Origin of the sequence: Brevibacterium sp. S22 (assembly GCF_004745485.1) — a bacterium.
Taxonomy (GTDB): domain Bacteria; phylum Actinomycetota; class Actinomycetes; order Actinomycetales; family Brevibacteriaceae; genus Brevibacterium.
Map to the genome: position 1 here is coordinate 1 of NZ_RHFG01000038.1, position 14,395 is coordinate 14,395.

13 protein-coding genes are annotated in these 14,395 nt (G+C 65.4%); 7 read left to right on the forward strand and 6 right to left on the reverse strand.

Annotated elements, in window-relative coordinates:
* Positions 1-169: 169 nt before the first annotated feature.
* Positions 170-379, forward strand: a complete 210-nt coding sequence (locus tag EB835_RS18750; RefSeq protein WP_135810960.1) for a hypothetical protein — start codon at positions 170-172, stop codon at positions 377-379.
* A 13-nt stretch (positions 380-392) separates the two neighbouring features.
* The gene (locus EB835_RS18755) at positions 393-617 is read left to right on the forward strand and encodes a hypothetical protein (protein ID WP_135810961.1); all 225 of its coding nucleotides are present in this window, start codon (positions 393-395) and stop codon (positions 615-617) included.
* 14 nt (positions 618-631) lie between these two features.
* Here EB835_RS18755 and EB835_RS18760 read toward each other — a convergent pair whose 3' ends face one another.
* The gene (locus tag EB835_RS18760; protein ID WP_135810962.1) at positions 632-1,702 is read right to left on the reverse strand and encodes an AI-2E family transporter; all 1,071 of its coding nucleotides are present in this window, start codon (positions 1,700-1,702) and stop codon (positions 632-634) included.
* Between the two features lie 94 nt (positions 1,703-1,796).
* On the opposite strand from EB835_RS18760, the gene EB835_RS18765 reads away from it, so the two are divergent.
* Complete coding sequence (locus EB835_RS18765) at positions 1,797-4,412, forward strand: M3 family metallopeptidase (RefSeq protein ID WP_135810963.1); 2,616 nt, start codon at positions 1,797-1,799, stop codon at positions 4,410-4,412.
* The gene (locus EB835_RS18770) at positions 4,393-5,142 is read left to right on the forward strand and encodes a queuosine precursor transporter (RefSeq protein ID WP_240688857.1); all 750 of its coding nucleotides are present in this window, start codon (positions 4,393-4,395) and stop codon (positions 5,140-5,142) included. Before EB835_RS18765 ends, EB835_RS18770 begins: the two co-directional genes overlap by 20 nt.
* A 103-nt stretch (positions 5,143-5,245) precedes the next feature.
* On the opposite strand, the gene tgt is transcribed toward EB835_RS18770, so the two are convergent.
* The gene (gene tgt / locus EB835_RS18775; protein WP_135810964.1) at positions 5,246-6,526 is read right to left on the reverse strand and encodes a tRNA guanosine(34) transglycosylase Tgt; all 1,281 of its coding nucleotides are present in this window, start codon (positions 6,524-6,526) and stop codon (positions 5,246-5,248) included.
* A gap of 21 nt (positions 6,527-6,547) precedes the next feature.
* Between tgt and mmuM the strand changes: the two genes are divergently transcribed.
* A complete protein-coding gene (gene mmuM, locus EB835_RS18780; protein ID WP_135810965.1) occupies positions 6,548-7,561 on the forward strand; it encodes a homocysteine S-methyltransferase in 1,014 nt (337 codons plus the stop codon).
* On the opposite strand, the gene EB835_RS18785 is transcribed toward mmuM, so the two are convergent.
* The gene (locus tag EB835_RS18785; RefSeq protein ID WP_135810966.1) at positions 7,497-8,495 is read right to left on the reverse strand and encodes an isopenicillin N synthase family dioxygenase; all 999 of its coding nucleotides are present in this window, start codon (positions 8,493-8,495) and stop codon (positions 7,497-7,499) included. The genes mmuM and EB835_RS18785 overlap by 65 nt on opposite strands.
* A 145-nt stretch (positions 8,496-8,640) precedes the next feature.
* Here EB835_RS18785 and EB835_RS18790 point away from each other — a divergent pair, with 145 nt between their 5' ends.
* Complete coding sequence (locus tag EB835_RS18790; RefSeq protein WP_240688858.1) at positions 8,641-9,246, forward strand: flavin reductase family protein; 606 nt, start codon at positions 8,641-8,643, stop codon at positions 9,244-9,246.
* A gap of 18 nt (positions 9,247-9,264) precedes the next feature.
* On the opposite strand, the gene EB835_RS18795 is transcribed toward EB835_RS18790, so the two are convergent.
* On the reverse strand, positions 9,265-10,704 hold the full coding sequence (locus tag EB835_RS18795) for an FAD-binding oxidoreductase (RefSeq protein ID WP_135810968.1): 1,440 nt from the start codon (positions 10,702-10,704) through the stop codon (positions 9,265-9,267).
* The gene (locus EB835_RS18800) at positions 10,701-11,768 is read right to left on the reverse strand and encodes an aminotransferase class I/II-fold pyridoxal phosphate-dependent enzyme (protein WP_135810969.1); all 1,068 of its coding nucleotides are present in this window, start codon (positions 11,766-11,768) and stop codon (positions 10,701-10,703) included. The genes EB835_RS18795 and EB835_RS18800 overlap by 4 nt, the downstream gene beginning before the upstream one ends.
* Positions 11,769-11,982: 214 nt before the next feature.
* On the opposite strand from EB835_RS18800, the gene EB835_RS18805 reads away from it, so the two are divergent.
* Entirely contained in the window at positions 11,983-13,458 is a 1,476-nt protein-coding gene (locus EB835_RS18805; RefSeq protein ID WP_135810970.1) for a malate:quinone oxidoreductase, read from the forward strand.
* A gap of 91 nt (positions 13,459-13,549) precedes the next feature.
* Here the strand turns inward: EB835_RS18805 and EB835_RS18810 are convergent, their stop codons facing one another.
* The gene (locus EB835_RS18810; protein ID WP_135810971.1) at positions 13,550-14,374 is read right to left on the reverse strand and encodes a bifunctional allantoicase/(S)-ureidoglycine aminohydrolase; all 825 of its coding nucleotides are present in this window, start codon (positions 14,372-14,374) and stop codon (positions 13,550-13,552) included.
* Between the last annotated feature and the right edge of the window lie 21 nt (positions 14,375-14,395).

Sequence of the window (14,395 nt, forward strand, 5' to 3'; positions counted from 1 at the left end):
TCGAAACGTCCTTATCGACCATGACCCCATCGTCGGCGTGCCCTGCTGCCCGGCGGAAGTGTTTCGCGGGGATTTTTCTGTGAGGCACGACCCCTTGGAACGCGGGGACTTTCTACGAGTCTCGTCGCCCTCTGGCCTAAAAACATCAATACTTGTTAGAATCCTTCGCATGGACACGTTGGAACATCGGATCGCACAGGTCCTCCCCACTGTTGTGGCGATGACGGCGACGATGCTGGTCACGTATCCGATGTTCGCGAACAGCGTGGGGTTGCTGACCACGATCCTCGCGGCATTCGTCACCTACTTCGGCATGCACTGTCTGACCACGCGCCTGGTCGGTCGGGTCATCGCGCGAAACCGCCGACTTCCTCATTGATATGCTCGCCACCATGAGCGAGTCCGAGTCTCCCGTCCTCCGTCTGATCCCGTATCTGGCGGCGATCTCTGCGGCGATCTTCGCGGGACTGGCCATGACCGGAACCGGAGAGAGCAACCTGCTCGTCAGTCTGGTCGCAGCCGCGGTTGCCTATTTCGGCGCGTACTTCATCGTCAAGCTCATCATCCACGCCGTCGTCACCCGTATCGACTCGGGCAACCACGACGACCAGAGCTGACGAACTCCCGACCTCTACCTCTTCGCCTGCGCGGGCACGACGACCTTGCGGATGATGATCAGCGCCGAGGCGGCCACCGGCACCGCGACCACTGCACCGAGCACCCCGCCTAGGGTTCCGCCGGCGATCGCGGCGATGATGACGAGGGCTCCGGGTACGTCGACCGCTGCGTTCATGATGCGCGGGCTGAGCAGGTACGCCTCGACCTGCATATACACGAGGTAGTAGATGCCTGCGGCGATGCCGAGCCCGGGCGAGACCATCAGACATGACGCCGTGATGATGATCGCGCCGGTGATCGGTCCCACGAGCGGGATCAGCGAGGCGAGGAACGCCACGAACGCCAACAGGGCCGGCAGCGGGGCACCGATGATGGTCAGGTAGATCGCCGAGCACACGCCGTTGATGACACCCAAGGACACCTGACCGAGGACGTAGCGTCCGATGGAACGGGTGACCTCCTCGGTGACGGATTCGACGGTCGGTCGCGATGAGGCCGCGACAAGGGAGAACATCGCGGATTTGATCGTCGGCATGGACACCGCGAAGTAGATGGTGAGGATGACGACGATGATCACGCCGGTGAGGAAGCTCAGGATCCCCGCCCCGATCGACACGACCCCACCGCCCAGGGAGAGCACATTCTTCGGGTCCGAAGCCCACGCACCGATATTCGCAAACACGGCGTCGATGTCGATCGCGCCGGTGAACTGCTTCTCGAGTTCCGTCACCCACCCGGTCGTCGCGAGGTTCGCCACGATCCCGGGCAGATCCGCGATGAACGTCTGGATCTGACTGATCACGGCCGGGGCGATGAGCAGCGCGACCCCGACGACGATGAGGATGAAGGCCACGACGACGATGAGCACGGCCAGTGACCGCGGCACCTTGCGGTCGACGAGCCATTGCACGATCGGTTCGAGACCGAGGGCGAGGAACAGCGCCAAGCCGATATAGATGATCACGGTCGCCACGGACTGCAGCGCCGTCATCACCGCGATCGCCAACCCCACGCCCAAGGCGCCGGTGAAACCGAGCCGGAATGCGCTGTTGAGTGTGAGGGATTTGCCTCGCCCAGTGCCCATGGAATCCAGTGTAACCAGCGATCATGCACTGGTCGGCTCACTCACGTTAGGATCGGAGCGAGACCCCAACCGCAGAGAAAGTGAATCGTCGAGAATGAGCGCAGATCCGAACAGCATCGATGTCTGGGAAGCGTTCCTCGACCCGCAGACCGACTATTCGCTGCCCGACTTCGCCGCGGTCACCCCGGAGACGCTGCTGACCGCGGTTCACACGGCCACCGATTTCGCCCGCGCCGAGGTGGCTGCGATCATCGCCGACGACGCTGAGTCCACGTTCTTCTCCACCACCGTGAGGTTCGAATCCGCGTCCGTGCCGATGACCCGCATCGCCTCCGTGGCAGCAGCCATCGAATCGAATCACCTGCGTCCCGAACTCACCGACGCCATCGGGCAGGTGTGGGAGCTCCTCTCGGCCGCCCAGACCGAGATCCTCCTCGATGTCGACCTCTTCCACCGCATCGAACAGGTCTCGGTCGCCGACCTCAACCCCGAGGACAAACGCCAGCACGAGCTCACCATCGATCTCTTCGTGCGTGCGGGAGCCCGCCTCGGCGAGGAGGAACGGGAGCAGATGGCCACGATCGCAGCCGAGCTGACCACCCTGGAGAACTCCTTCTCCCGTGCTCTGCAGCTCGATACGCGCGAACTGGCCGTCCACCTCAGCGAGGCCGATTCCCTGGCGGGGATGAACGACGACCAGATCGCGGCGGCGGCGAACCGTGCGCTCGATCGCGGTACGGACGGCTATCTGCTGCCGCTGAACAACTTCACTCAGCAGATCGTCCTCGAATCCCTCAGCACGGCGCAGACCCGCCGGCATGTGCTGAATAACTCGATGGCGCGCGGCTCCCACGGCGGCGACGGCGATACCCGCACCCAGGTCGCCGACACCACGGCACTGCGTGCTCTCAAGGCGCACCTGCTCGGATTTCCCTCCTACTCGTCCTTCGCCATCGACAACCAGACGGCAGGCAACCCAGACGCGGCGGCCGATATCGTCTCTTCCCTGATCAACCCCGCAAACGCCCAACTCGACGAGGAGTTGGCGCAGGTCAAGGAGCGCTACGGTCTCGAGGCGGTCGCAGCCGAAGACGTCAAGTACTACCTCGCGAAGTTCCGCGCCGACGAATTCGGCATCGACCCCGACGAGGTGGCCAAGTACTTCGAGTTCGACACCGTCCTCACCGAGGGCGTCTTCCGGGCGGCGACGGGACTCTACGGCATCACCTTCGCCCCCTATGACGGGGTCACCGCCTGGCACGAGGACGTGCGCGCCCACGAGGTCACCGACGTCACCGAGCGTCATTTGGGGCTCGTGCTCATCGATCCGTACTCCAGGGATACGAAACGCGGCGGGGCCTGGATGGACCAGCTGGTTCCGGCCTCCCGTCTGACCGGTCTGCTGCCGGTCGTCACACTCTCGCTCAACCTCGCCAAGCCCGGTCCGGGCCGCCCCACCCTGCTCAATCCGACCGAGCTGACGACGTTCTTCCACGAGTTCGGTCACGTCCTCCACGGGCTCTTCGCGAATTCCACCTACCCGTCGACGGCGGGCACCGCGGTCCCGCGCGACTACGTCGAGTTCCCGTCCCAGCTCAATGAGATGTGGCGCTTCCACCCGCAGGTCCTCCCTCACTTCGCCAAGCACGTCGACACTGGTGAGCCGATGCCGGCCGAACTCGTCGATGCGCTCATCGCCAGCGACAAGTTCGGGCAGGGCTTCGACACGATCGAATACCTCGCCGCGGCCATGCTCGACCTGTCGTGGCATTCGCTCGAGGCCGGAGAGCACATCACTGATGTGCTGTCCTTCGAATCCGAGGTGCTCGCCGCAGCCGGCTTCTCCTCACTCGTGCCGCCGCGTTACCGGTCGACGTACTTCGGGCACATCTTCGCCTCCGGCTATGCGGCCGGCTACTACTCCTACCTCTACTCCGAGGTCATCGCCGCCTGGGTCAGCGAATGGTTCGAGTCCCAGGGCGGGCTCAACCGGGAGGCCGGTGATGCGTTCCGTGAGGCCATCCTCGCCCCGGGCTATTCGATCGACCCGATGGCCGCGATCGAACGCTTCTTCGGCACTCGCCCGGATGTGGCACCCCTGCTGCGCCGCCGCGGACTGGCTGAGCCGGTGACCGAAGACGACGCGGTCGAGGCTGATTCCACCGTTGACGGCGAACAGTCCACGGTCGAGACCACCCCGACGGCCGCCTCGGCGAGCGATGAGGCGCCCGCACAGCACCCCAACCATGCGAAGGTCGAAGAGCAGCTGCGGGACCACGGAATCGACCCCGAGGTCCGCGTGTTCGCCGAGGCCACCCCGACCGCGGCCGCAGCAGCGGAGACGATCGGCGTCGACGTCGGCGCCATCGCCAACAGCCTGATCTTCTCCTCCGCCGGTGACCCCGTGCTCATCATGACCTCGGGAGCCCACCGCGTCGACACCGACTACGTCGCCGACCGATTGGGCATCGACTCTCTCGACCGGGCCGACAAGGACCTCGTCCGCGAGGCCACCGGCCAGGTCATCGGCGGAGTCGCCCCGTGCGGACACCCGGTGCCGATCCCCACCTACGTCGATGTCACGCTGAAGAGCCACCCGGTCCTCTGGGCCGCGGCAGGCACCCCGAACTCGATGATGCCGCTGACCTACGAACAGCTGCTGACGATCACGAACGGCAAGGAGATCACCGTTGCCCGCGACGACACCTGAGAGCGAGCCTGGACAGCCGGAGAGCGAGTCTGGACGGCCGGATCGCACCAGCGATTCGGCGCCCTCCCCCACCGCGACGAGGCTGGCGGCCTTCGCGTCCTCCCGCGGTCGCTACTATGCGGTCTTCCTCGCCGTGTTCTCCGCGGTGCTCATCATCTCGAACATCTCGGCCACGAAGGTCATCGGCTTCGGACCCATCGTCACCGACGGCGGCGCGTTCCTCTTCCCGATCGCGTACATCCTCGGCGATGTGATCAGCGAGGTCTACGGTTTCAAGGCCGCCCGCAAGGCCGTGATCACCGGTTTCGGCCTGCAGATACTGGCCACTTTCGTCTTCTGGCTCGTGCTCATCTCCCCGCCGGGCCCCGGTTATGAGAACCAGGAGGCCTTCGCCGCGGTCCTCGGCTTCTATCCGCGCATCGTCGCAGCCTCACTGGTCGGGTACTTCGTCGGCCAGCTGCTCAATTCGTGGGTGCTCGTCGCCGTGAAGAAGCGGATGGGCGAGTCGAAGTTGTGGGTCCGGTTGCTCACATCCACCGGCGTCGGCGAGTTCGTCGACACACTGCTGTTCTGCATCATCGCCTTCGCCGGGGTCATCCCGGGACTCGATTTCATCAACTACATCATCGTCGGCTTCGTCTACAAGGTCGCCGTCGAGATCATCTTCCTGCCCGTGACCTACCGCGTCATCACACTCGTCAAGCGCCACGAACCCAGCTACGCTCACTGAGTCCCCCTCGGGTCACGCGAATGTCGAAAAAGTCGTCGCCGGCGGCGCGTATTTCGAGTTTCGCGTGACCTGAGGCGCTGGCCGCGGCGGCGCCGCAGGTGGGCTAGCGCTGTTTGGCGTAGTAGCGGCCGAGCACATCGGCTTCGAGCTCTGAGAAGCGACCGTCGATCATCGCCTGGCGGATCTCGGCGACCATTGAGACGACGAAGTGCTCGTTGTGGATCGTGCACAGGGTGGAGAAGAGCATCTCCTTGGCCTTGTACAGGTGCCGCAGGTACGCCCGCGAGTAGTTCTGGCAGGTGTAGCACGAGCAGTCCGGGTCGAGGGGTCCGAAGTCGCGTCGATACTTCGCGCCCGTGAGGTTGTACCGGCCATCGCGGGTGTAGATCGCGGCATTGCGGGCAACGCGGGAAGGTGAGACGCAGTCGAAGGTGTCGGCACCGGTCTTGATCGCCTCGAACAGATCATCGGGTTCGGAGATGCCCAGCAGGTGCCGTGGCTTGTCCTCCGGCAGCTCCTCGCACACCCAGCGGATGATGATGCCGAGGTTCTCCTTCTCCAACGCCCCGCCGATGCCGAAGCCGTCGAAGTCCATGGAACCGAGGTCACGCGCAGCCTTGCGCCGCAGATCCTCATACTGTGCACCCTGGAGGACGCCGAAGAGCGCCTGGTAGGGCCGGTGGGAACGCTCCTCGGTGAGCCGGAAGTGCTCTTCGATGCAGCGGATCGCCCACAGTCGGGTCCGCTCAAGGGACTCCTCCTGGTATCCACGGGTATTCACCAGCGTTGTCAGCTCGTCGAAGGCGAACATGATGTCGGCGCCGAGTTCGTGCTGGACTCGCATCGAGATCTCCGGGGTGAACCGGTGCATCGACCCGTCGAGGTGGGACTTGAACGTCACTCCGTCGTCGTCGACGTTCGACAGGCGTTCCTTGCCGACGGCGACGAGCTCATCGTTCTGCTCGCCCGTCGACTCCATCGAGATGACCTTCTTGAATCCGGAGCCGAGGCTCATCACCTGGAACCCGCCGGAGTCTGTGAACGTCGGTCCCGGCCAATTCATGAACGCGCCGAGTCCCCCGGCCTCGTCGATGAGGTCCGAGCCGGGCTGCAGGTAGAGGTGGTAGGCGTTGGCGAGAACCGCCTGTCCGCCGAGTTCGGCGACCTCGTCAGGGCGGACAGCCTTGACCGTGGCCTTCGTGCCGACCGGGATGAATGCCGGGGTCTGGATGTCCCCGTGCGGGGTGTGGATGACGCCGGTCCTGCCCCCGGTCTCGAGTCGGGTGCCGACGTCGAAGCCGAAGCGGGACCGGTCGTTGACGGCGTCGCCTGCCGGTGCTGGGGTCGACGTCTCAGATGATGCGGGGGATTCGATTGAGCTCACCGGTCAAGCTTAACTGGGACCATGACGTTCACGCAGATGCTCGCCTCCGCCGAGGCAGACGTGCCCATCATCCTCGACGGCGGGCTGGGTACGGCGCTCGAATCCCGCGGCATCGACCTCAGCCATGAGCTGTGGTCGGCCGAGCTCATCCGCCATGACCCGGACGCGCTCACCGAGGTGCATGCCGAGTTCGTCGCCGCCGGAGCCCGGATCGTGACGACGGCGAGCTATCAGGCGACCCGGCTCGGCTTCGCTGCGGCAGGGATCAGCGCTGAGGAGGGACGAGCGCTCATCATCCGCAGCGCGGAGATCGCCCGCTCCGCCGCCGAGGCGGCTGCCGGCACCGGTCGCATCCTCGTCACCGGGTCGGTCGGCCCGTACGGTGCCGCTCTGGGTGGAGGCGAGGAGTACAGCGGGAACTATCACCTGAGTCCTGAGGAGTACACCGCCTTCCATCGTCCGCGCATCGAAACCCTCGCCGAGGCGGGAGCGGATCTCCTCGCCGTCGAGACCCAGCCGCGTCTCGACGAGATCCGCGCCGTCCTCCTCCTCGCCGAGGAGGTCGGACTGCCTGTGTGGGTGAGTGTGACCCTACGCGAGGGCACTGACACAGCACCTTCAACCGCCCCGACTCCCGCCGATCCCGCGTCGGCAATCACCCTGCCCGACGGCAGTTCCCTGGCCGAACTCGCCGAGGTGGCGGGCGCCTCGGCGGCGGTGCAGGCGGTCGGGGTCAACTGCGTGCCACCTTCCCTCGTCACCCCGGCACTGACTGAGCTCGCCGCGCACACCGACCTGCCGCTCATCGCCTACCCGAATTCGGGCGAGACCTACGATGCGACCGTCATGGAATGGCGCGACGACGGCACGGAATCCGGCATCGGGTCATGGCCGGTGGCGGAGTGGATCCGCCTCGGCGCGCGAATCATCGGTGGTTGCTGCCGTGTCCGACCGGACGACATCGCAGTACTCAGCTCACGTGCTCCGGGTAGAACTTCTCGGCGACGTTCGGGTGGGAGCGCAGCCGGGACATGAACGCGTTCTGCCCGTAGACGGAGTGGAGTGCATCGAGTTCGTCGACGGAGACTCCACGGGCCTGCTCGGCGAATTCGGCGGGCAGCTCGACCGGCGGCAGCTGTGAACTCAGCGCGGGGTTGAAGAAGAACGGGATCGAGATGCGGTCCTCGCCGGGCTTCGTCGGCAGCACCCGGTGGACGGTGGCCTTGAGGTAGCCGTTCGTGGCGACTTCGAGGAGTTTGCCGATATTGACGACGAAGGCGTTGGGGATCGGGTCGGCGTCGATCCAACCGTCGTCGGTGAGCACCTGCAGACCGGTGGTTCCCGGCTGCGGGTAGAGCAGGGTGAGGGTGCCGCCGTCGCGGTGCTCGCCGACGCCCTGGGTGACGGTCTCGTCCTCGGCCGCGGGGTAGCGGACGATCTTGATGAAGGATTCGGGATCGGTGGCGAACGCCTCGGCGAAGTGGTCGGCGCTCTGGCCGAGGCTGAGCGCCCATTCGCTCAGCAGTCGGTTGCCGACCTCGCTCAGCCGGGCGTGCCAGGATTCGGTGACCTCCCGCAGCTCGGGAAGCGCTTCAGGGTACTGGTTGGGGCCGGTGAGGTGGTCGAAGTCGTTGACTGGTTCGGCCACGGGAGTGCGCTCGGGTCCGATGTCGATCTGTTCGCGCCAGTCGACCTTGCCGCGGGTGCGTTCGCCGCCGGTGCGGGTGTAGCCGCGGAAGTGCGGAGAATTCGTGTTCTCGATCGCGAGTTTGTCTTCTTCGGGCAGGGCGAAGAAGCGCTCGGCAGTGTCGATGATGCGGCTGAAATCGGCATCGGGAATGCCGTGACCGGTGAGGTAGAAGAAGCCGATCTCATGAGTGACGCGGCGCAGTTCGGCACGGAAGTCGTCCGCGGTCGCAGGGTCGTCGGCGAGGCTGAGGTCGAGGATGGGCAGCTGTGTGAGAGTCATGCCCTCACGGTAGGCCGCGGCGGGCGGTCACAGTGTGAGCGGTGTCACGGAGTGCCACACTCCGTCATCATCCTGTCACGAGCGAAACCCACCAGACACAGTTCTGCACAGTGCGCTCTCCCGGCACACCTGCTTGAATGGCCGGGTGACCCATTTCTATCGCCCGTCCGAAGGCCACCGCCTGCCGCATGACCCCTTCAACGCCATCGTCGCGCCGCGGCCCATCGGCTGGATCGGCACCCTCGATGCCGAGGGCCGCCGCAATCTCGCGCCCTACTCGTTCTTCAATGCGCTGAACTACTCTCCTCCGCTCGTGGGCTTCTCCAGCAACTCCTGGAAGGACACCGTCGCCAACTGCCGGGAGACCGGAGAGTTCACCTGGAACCTCGTCACCCGCACCCTCGCCGAAGCGATGAACGCCTCGTCGACCACCGCGGAAGTCGACGAGTTCTCCGCCGCAGAGGTAGAGGCGGCCGAGTCTGTGGAGATCTCTGCGCCACGCGTGAAAGCATCACCGGCGACTTTCGAATGCCGAGTCACCCAGATCATCGACCTCCGCACTTCGGATGGTGAGAACTCCGGCTCGTGGTTCACCGTGGGCGAAGTGGTGGGTGTCCATCTCGACGAATCCCTGCTCGTCAACGGGATCGTCGACACAGTCGCAACCGAGCCGGTGCTGCGCGGCGGCGGTCCGACCGCATACTTCGGGATCAGCTCGGATCAGCGCTTCGACATGCGCCGCCCGGGCTGAGTTCGGTCTCCCGAGACCTCAGCCGAGCATCTTCCCGGGATTGAGGATCCCCAAAGGATCGACCGCGGACTTGATCGATGCCTGCAGCCCCTGGGCACCCGCATCGAGTTCCCGGACGAGCCAGTCCTTCTTCAGGTACCCGACCCCGTGTTCACCGGTGATCGTCCCGCCCAGGTCCAGACCCAGCTGCATGATCTCCGCGAACGTCTCCTTCGCCTCGACGACACTCGCCTCATCGGCGGCATCGAAGAGCACACTCGGATGCATGTTCCCGTCCCCGGCATGACCGGCCGTGGCCACCTGAACCGTGTGCCGGGCAGCGATGTCGGCCAACCGTGCGAAGAACTCACCGAGGCGGGACCGCGGCACGCACACATCATCGATGAGCTCTCCCCCACCGAGACCGGCCACATACTGCTCCATCGCCGGCGACACCGCCCGACGGGCAGCGACGAACATCTCCGAATCCGCCGGATCCTCGGAGAAGAACACCTCATCGGCACCCTGTTCCCGGGCAATCGTCTCAAAGGCCTCGAGTTCGGCCACACCGGCCTGACCAGGAGCATCGGACTGAACCAACAACAGAGCACCGGCCTCATCGGGCAGCCCGAAGTCCCCATACGCGTTGATCATCGCCACCGTCGCCCCGTCGAGGAGCTCAAGCAGCGACGGCGCCGCACCGGAGGCCATGAACGCCGAGACCGTGTGCCCGGCCGACTCCATATCCGCGAACACCGCGACTCCTGTCACCGGTGCCGTCAACAGCGACTTCAGCCCCAAAGTGATCTCGACGATGACACCCAGAGTTCCCTCGGATCCCACGAACAGGCCGGCCAGGTCGAGCCCGGCGACACCCTTCGCCGTCTGCCGACCGAGTTTCGTCACGGTCCCGTCGGCCAGCACCACGGTCAGACCCCGCACATAGTCCTTCGTCACTCCGTACTTCACGCAGCACATTCCACCGGCGTTCGTGGCGACATTGCCGCCGATCGTCGAGATCGCCACCGAACCCGGATCCGGCGGATAGGACAGTCCATGTTCGGCCAGAGCCTGTTTGAGATCCTGGTTGATGACACCGGGCTGGACCCGGCACGTCTGATTCACCTCATCGATGTCGACGATCGCATTCAGCTTGGCGACGTTGAGCAGGATCGCCCCGTCCACGGCGTTCGCCGCCCCCGACAGTCCTGTCCGTGCACCCTGCGTGACCACCGGGATCCGGTACTTCGTGGCAAACCGCATCACCGCGACCACATCATCGACACCGGCGGCCCGAACCAGGGCCGAGGCCTGCCCGGCCGGGCAGAACAAGGCCTTGTCCGACGAGTACGCCTCGACGACGTCGCGGTCGGTGACCAACGCCTCTGCGCTGAGATCGGCAGCGAGCTCGCCGAGCAGAGAATCTGTCACAGCCGCATCTGTCACAGCCACCTCCGTCTCAGTCGTCTCCACACTCATGAGCGGGCAGCGGCAGCGACCTTGAGCACGCGCTCCAAGGCCTCATCAGGTCCGATGCTCACGCGCACGCCGCCCTGCAGTCGACGCACGGCCACGGCCTGCTGAGCACAGGCGCCTTCGAAGGCGACGGCTGCTTCGGGGTCAAGCGCGATCCACACATAGTTGCCCTGCGCCTCGGGCACGTCGAACCCGAGACCCCGCAGATCGTCGGCGAACCGGTCCCGCACGGCAGCGATCTCCTTGGCACGCACGGCCACCTCGTCGATCCGGGCCAGGGATTCCCGGGCCGCGGCCTGCGCGCCGGCGGTGACGGAGAACGGGGCGATGACCTGGCGCAGCGCCGCGGCGATCTCGACGTCGGCGACGCCGAAGCCCACCCGCAGACCCGCCAGCCCGTACGCCTTCGAGAAGGTGCGCGCGAGCACGAGGTTCGGATGGTTCTTCCGTGCGGCCAGACCGTCGACCGCCTCGGCGGCGAATTCGAGGTAGGCCTCGTCGAGGACGACGATGACGTTCTCGGGCACCTCGGCGAGGAAGCCTTCGAGTTCGTCATCACTGATCGTCGGACCGGTCGGATTGTTCGGCGAGCACAGCAGCACCAGCCGGGTCGTGTCATCGATCGCGGCGGCCAGGCCGGCGAAGTCGTGGCGTCCGTCCTCGAGGAGGTCGACGGGTCGCTTCTCGGCACCGCGGGCAGAGGCGAGGATCGGGTACATCTCGAACGACGGCCACGGATAGACCACGGACGTGCCGGCCTCGAGGGTGATGTTCGTCAGCGCGGACAGGATCTCGGAGGCACCAGCGCCGGGGACCACCTCGGCGGGCTCGACGTCGAGGTGGGAGGCGATATCGGCCACGAGCGCAGCCGCGGTGGGGTCGGGATAGTTCGCCGGAGTCGCCGAGGCGGCTGCCATCGTCTCGACGACACCCGGCAGCGGCGGCAGGTGGTTCTCGTTCGAAGACAGTTTGTATGGGGTCAGGCCCGGGGATTCGACGGGAGGCTTGCCGGGAACGTAGGGAGGGAATTCGGCGAGCGCGTCACGGAACAGGAAACGTTTGGACATGTGCCCATAGTTGCACACCTTGTGGCAGGCGACACAGAGTGTCCGCACAAAGTGACCGAACGGTCGGAAACGGACAGGCAAGGCGGACGCCCATCCGCTGTGAGAATGCTCCCACGCACGGGTGTTCGCCGTCCCCGGGTTACAGGTGAGCCGACCCCGAAGAGTAGTCTGAGAGACGAATAGAAGCAGTCAGTGACGAGGAATGAGAGTCCAAATGCCCTCACCGCAGGAAAAAGTCGACGTCGTCTTGATCGGCGGCGGCATCATGAGCGCCACACTGGGCGCCATGCTGACCGAACTTCAGCCCGATTGGGACATCCGTGTCTACGAGAAGCTCGACTATGTGGCCTCCGAGAGCTCGGACCCCTGGAACAATGCCGGCACCGGCCATGCCGCACTCTGCGAACTCAACTACACTCCCGAGGATTCCAATGGTCGTGTCGACCTGGAGAAGGCCTCGAACATCAACCAGCAGTTCCACCACTCACGCCAGTACTGGTCGCACCTCGTCGACACCGGAGTCATCACCGACCCGAAGTCCTTCATCAACCCCATCGCCCACGTCAGCTACGGCCGCGGCGACAAGGGCCGTGACTACATCAAGAACCGCTACGAGACGATGGTGCGCAACCCGCTTTTCGCGGACATGGAGTACACCGACGACCCGGCGACTCAGGCCGAATGGCTGCCGCTGATGTTCGAGGGCCGAGGGCCGGGACAGGTCAACGGCATCTCGCGGATCAAGAAGGGCACCGACGTCGACTTCGGCTCTCTGTCGTCTCAGCTGCTCAGCTACATCGCGGACAAGGGCGCGACCGTGCGCACCAGCCACCAGGTCACCGATCTCGAGCGCTCCTCCGACGGGTGGACTCTCACCGTCAAGGATCTGCTCTCGCATGAAACCCACCAGGTGGGCGCGAAGTTCGTCTTCGTCGGTGCCGGCGGCGGGGCCCTGCCGCTGCTGCAGAAATCCGGAATCCCCGAGGGCCGCGGCTACGGCGGCTTCCCGGTCTCGGGAATCTTCCTGCGCACCGCCGATCAGGACCTCGTCTCCCGCCACCAGGCGAAGGTGTACGGTCAGGCTGCTCAGGGCGCTCCACCGATGTCCGTGCCGCACCTCGACACTCGTGTCGTCGGCGGCAAGGACTACCTGATGTTCGGCCCCTATGCCGGCTTCTCGCCGAAGTTCCTCAAAAAGGGAAGCTTCACCGACCTGCCGTTCTCCGTGCGCGGGAACAACCTCGCCACGATGCTCAATGTCGCGAAGGACAACACCGATCTCGTCACCTACCTCCTCGGTGAGCTGGCCGCGACGAAGAAGGCCCGTTTCGAGGCGATGCACCAGTTCATTCCGAACATCGACCCGTCCGACTGGGAGTTCATCCAGGCCGGTCAGCGCGTGCAGGTGATGAAGAAGGACCCGAAGAAGGGCGGCGTACTCCAGTTCGGCACCGAGCTCATCTCGTCGGCCGACGGATCGATCGCGGCTCTGCTCGGTGCGTCCCCGGGAGCGTCGACGGCGGTGCCGATCATGATCGAGCTGCTCAAGACCTGCTTCCCCCGTGAGTACGCAGGCTGGGAGAGGACCTTCAAGGACATGATCCCCTCGCTTGGCCGCGACCTCGTCGACGACGAGACGCTGCTCAAGGAGGTCTCCGAGTACACCTCGAGGACCCTGCAGCTCATCTGAGCCCAGCCGCGGTCGACGCCGCGAGCGTGAAGATGAAGAACGGCGGACCAATCGGTCCGCCGTTCTCGTCATGTAGTCGAGTTCTGACTGCTCAGAGCTCGACCTGACGGTTGACGTCCTTGTACAGCAGGTAGCGGAAGCGTCCCGGTCCGCCCGCGTAGCAGGCCTGCGGGCAGAAGGCGCGCATGGAGATGAAGTCACCCTCCTGCACCTCGACCCAGTCGCCGTTGAGCCGGTAGACGGCCTTTCCTTCGAGCACGTAGAGGCCGTGCTCCATCTCGTGCGTCTCCGCGAACGGGATGACCGCTCCGGCTTCGAAGGTGACGATGTTGACGTGCATGTCATAGGCGAGGTCATCCGGGTCGAGCGGACGAGTCGTGCGCCACCGCCCATCGGTGCCCGGCATCGGCGCGGGTTCGACATCGTTTTCGTTGCCGAACTTCGCCTCTGGGGTCAGCCCGGCCACGGGCTGGTGGCGTTTGCGCACCCAATGGAAGCGGGCCGCCTCGGTGCCGGTGGATTTCGCCGACCACGTCGATCCGGCGGGCAGGAACGCGAACCCTCCGGGGGTCAGCGTGTGAGCGGTTCCTTCATGGGTGACCTCGAGGGTGCCCGCCATGACGAAGAGGAATCCTTCGACCTCGGGCTGCGATTCCGGCGCTTGCGCGCCGCCGCCGGGAACGACTTCGAGGATCGTCTGCGAGAACGTCACCGCTCCCCCGGCCACGGGCTTGCTCAGCACCCACGACCGGGTCCCCGTCCACTCGGGCAGGTTCGAGGTGACGATATCGCGCAGCACTCCGCGCGGAATGACCGTATAGGCCTCCGTGACAAGGGCGCGGTCGGTGAGCAGATCGGACTGCGGCGGGTGCCCGCCGGTCGGGGCCCAGTAGGTGTAGGGATCGGTCGTCGTCATGGGTGGGTCTCCTTGGGTCGG

What these genes read in the sequence shown, in the direction of transcription:
- EB835_RS18795 (WP_135810968.1), bottom strand. Translation starts at nt 10,704, where the DNA reads ATGAGTGTGGAGACGACTGAGACGGAGGTGGCTGTGACAGATGCGGCT.
- EB835_RS18785 (WP_135810966.1), bottom strand. Translation starts at nt 8,495, where the DNA reads ATGACTCTCACACAGCTGCCCATCCTCGACCTCAGCCTCGCCGACGAC.
- EB835_RS18765 (WP_135810963.1), top strand. Translation starts at nt 1,797, where the DNA reads ATGAGCGCAGATCCGAACAGCATCGATGTCTGGGAAGCGTTCCTCGAC.
- mmuM (WP_135810965.1), top strand. Translation starts at nt 6,548, where the DNA reads ATGACGTTCACGCAGATGCTCGCCTCCGCCGAGGCAGACGTGCCCATC.
- EB835_RS18805 (WP_135810970.1), top strand. Translation starts at nt 11,983, where the DNA reads ATGCCCTCACCGCAGGAAAAAGTCGACGTCGTCTTGATCGGCGGCGGC.
- EB835_RS18755 (WP_135810961.1), top strand. Translation starts at nt 393, where the DNA reads ATGAGCGAGTCCGAGTCTCCCGTCCTCCGTCTGATCCCGTATCTGGCG.
- EB835_RS18750 (WP_135810960.1), top strand. Translation starts at nt 170, where the DNA reads ATGGACACGTTGGAACATCGGATCGCACAGGTCCTCCCCACTGTTGTG.
- EB835_RS18800 (WP_135810969.1), bottom strand. Translation starts at nt 11,768, where the DNA reads ATGTCCAAACGTTTCCTGTTCCGTGACGCGCTCGCCGAATTCCCTCCC.
- EB835_RS18810 (WP_135810971.1), bottom strand. Translation starts at nt 14,374, where the DNA reads ATGACGACGACCGATCCCTACACCTACTGGGCCCCGACCGGCGGGCAC.
- EB835_RS18760 (WP_135810962.1), bottom strand. Translation starts at nt 1,702, where the DNA reads ATGGGCACTGGGCGAGGCAAATCCCTCACACTCAACAGCGCATTCCGG.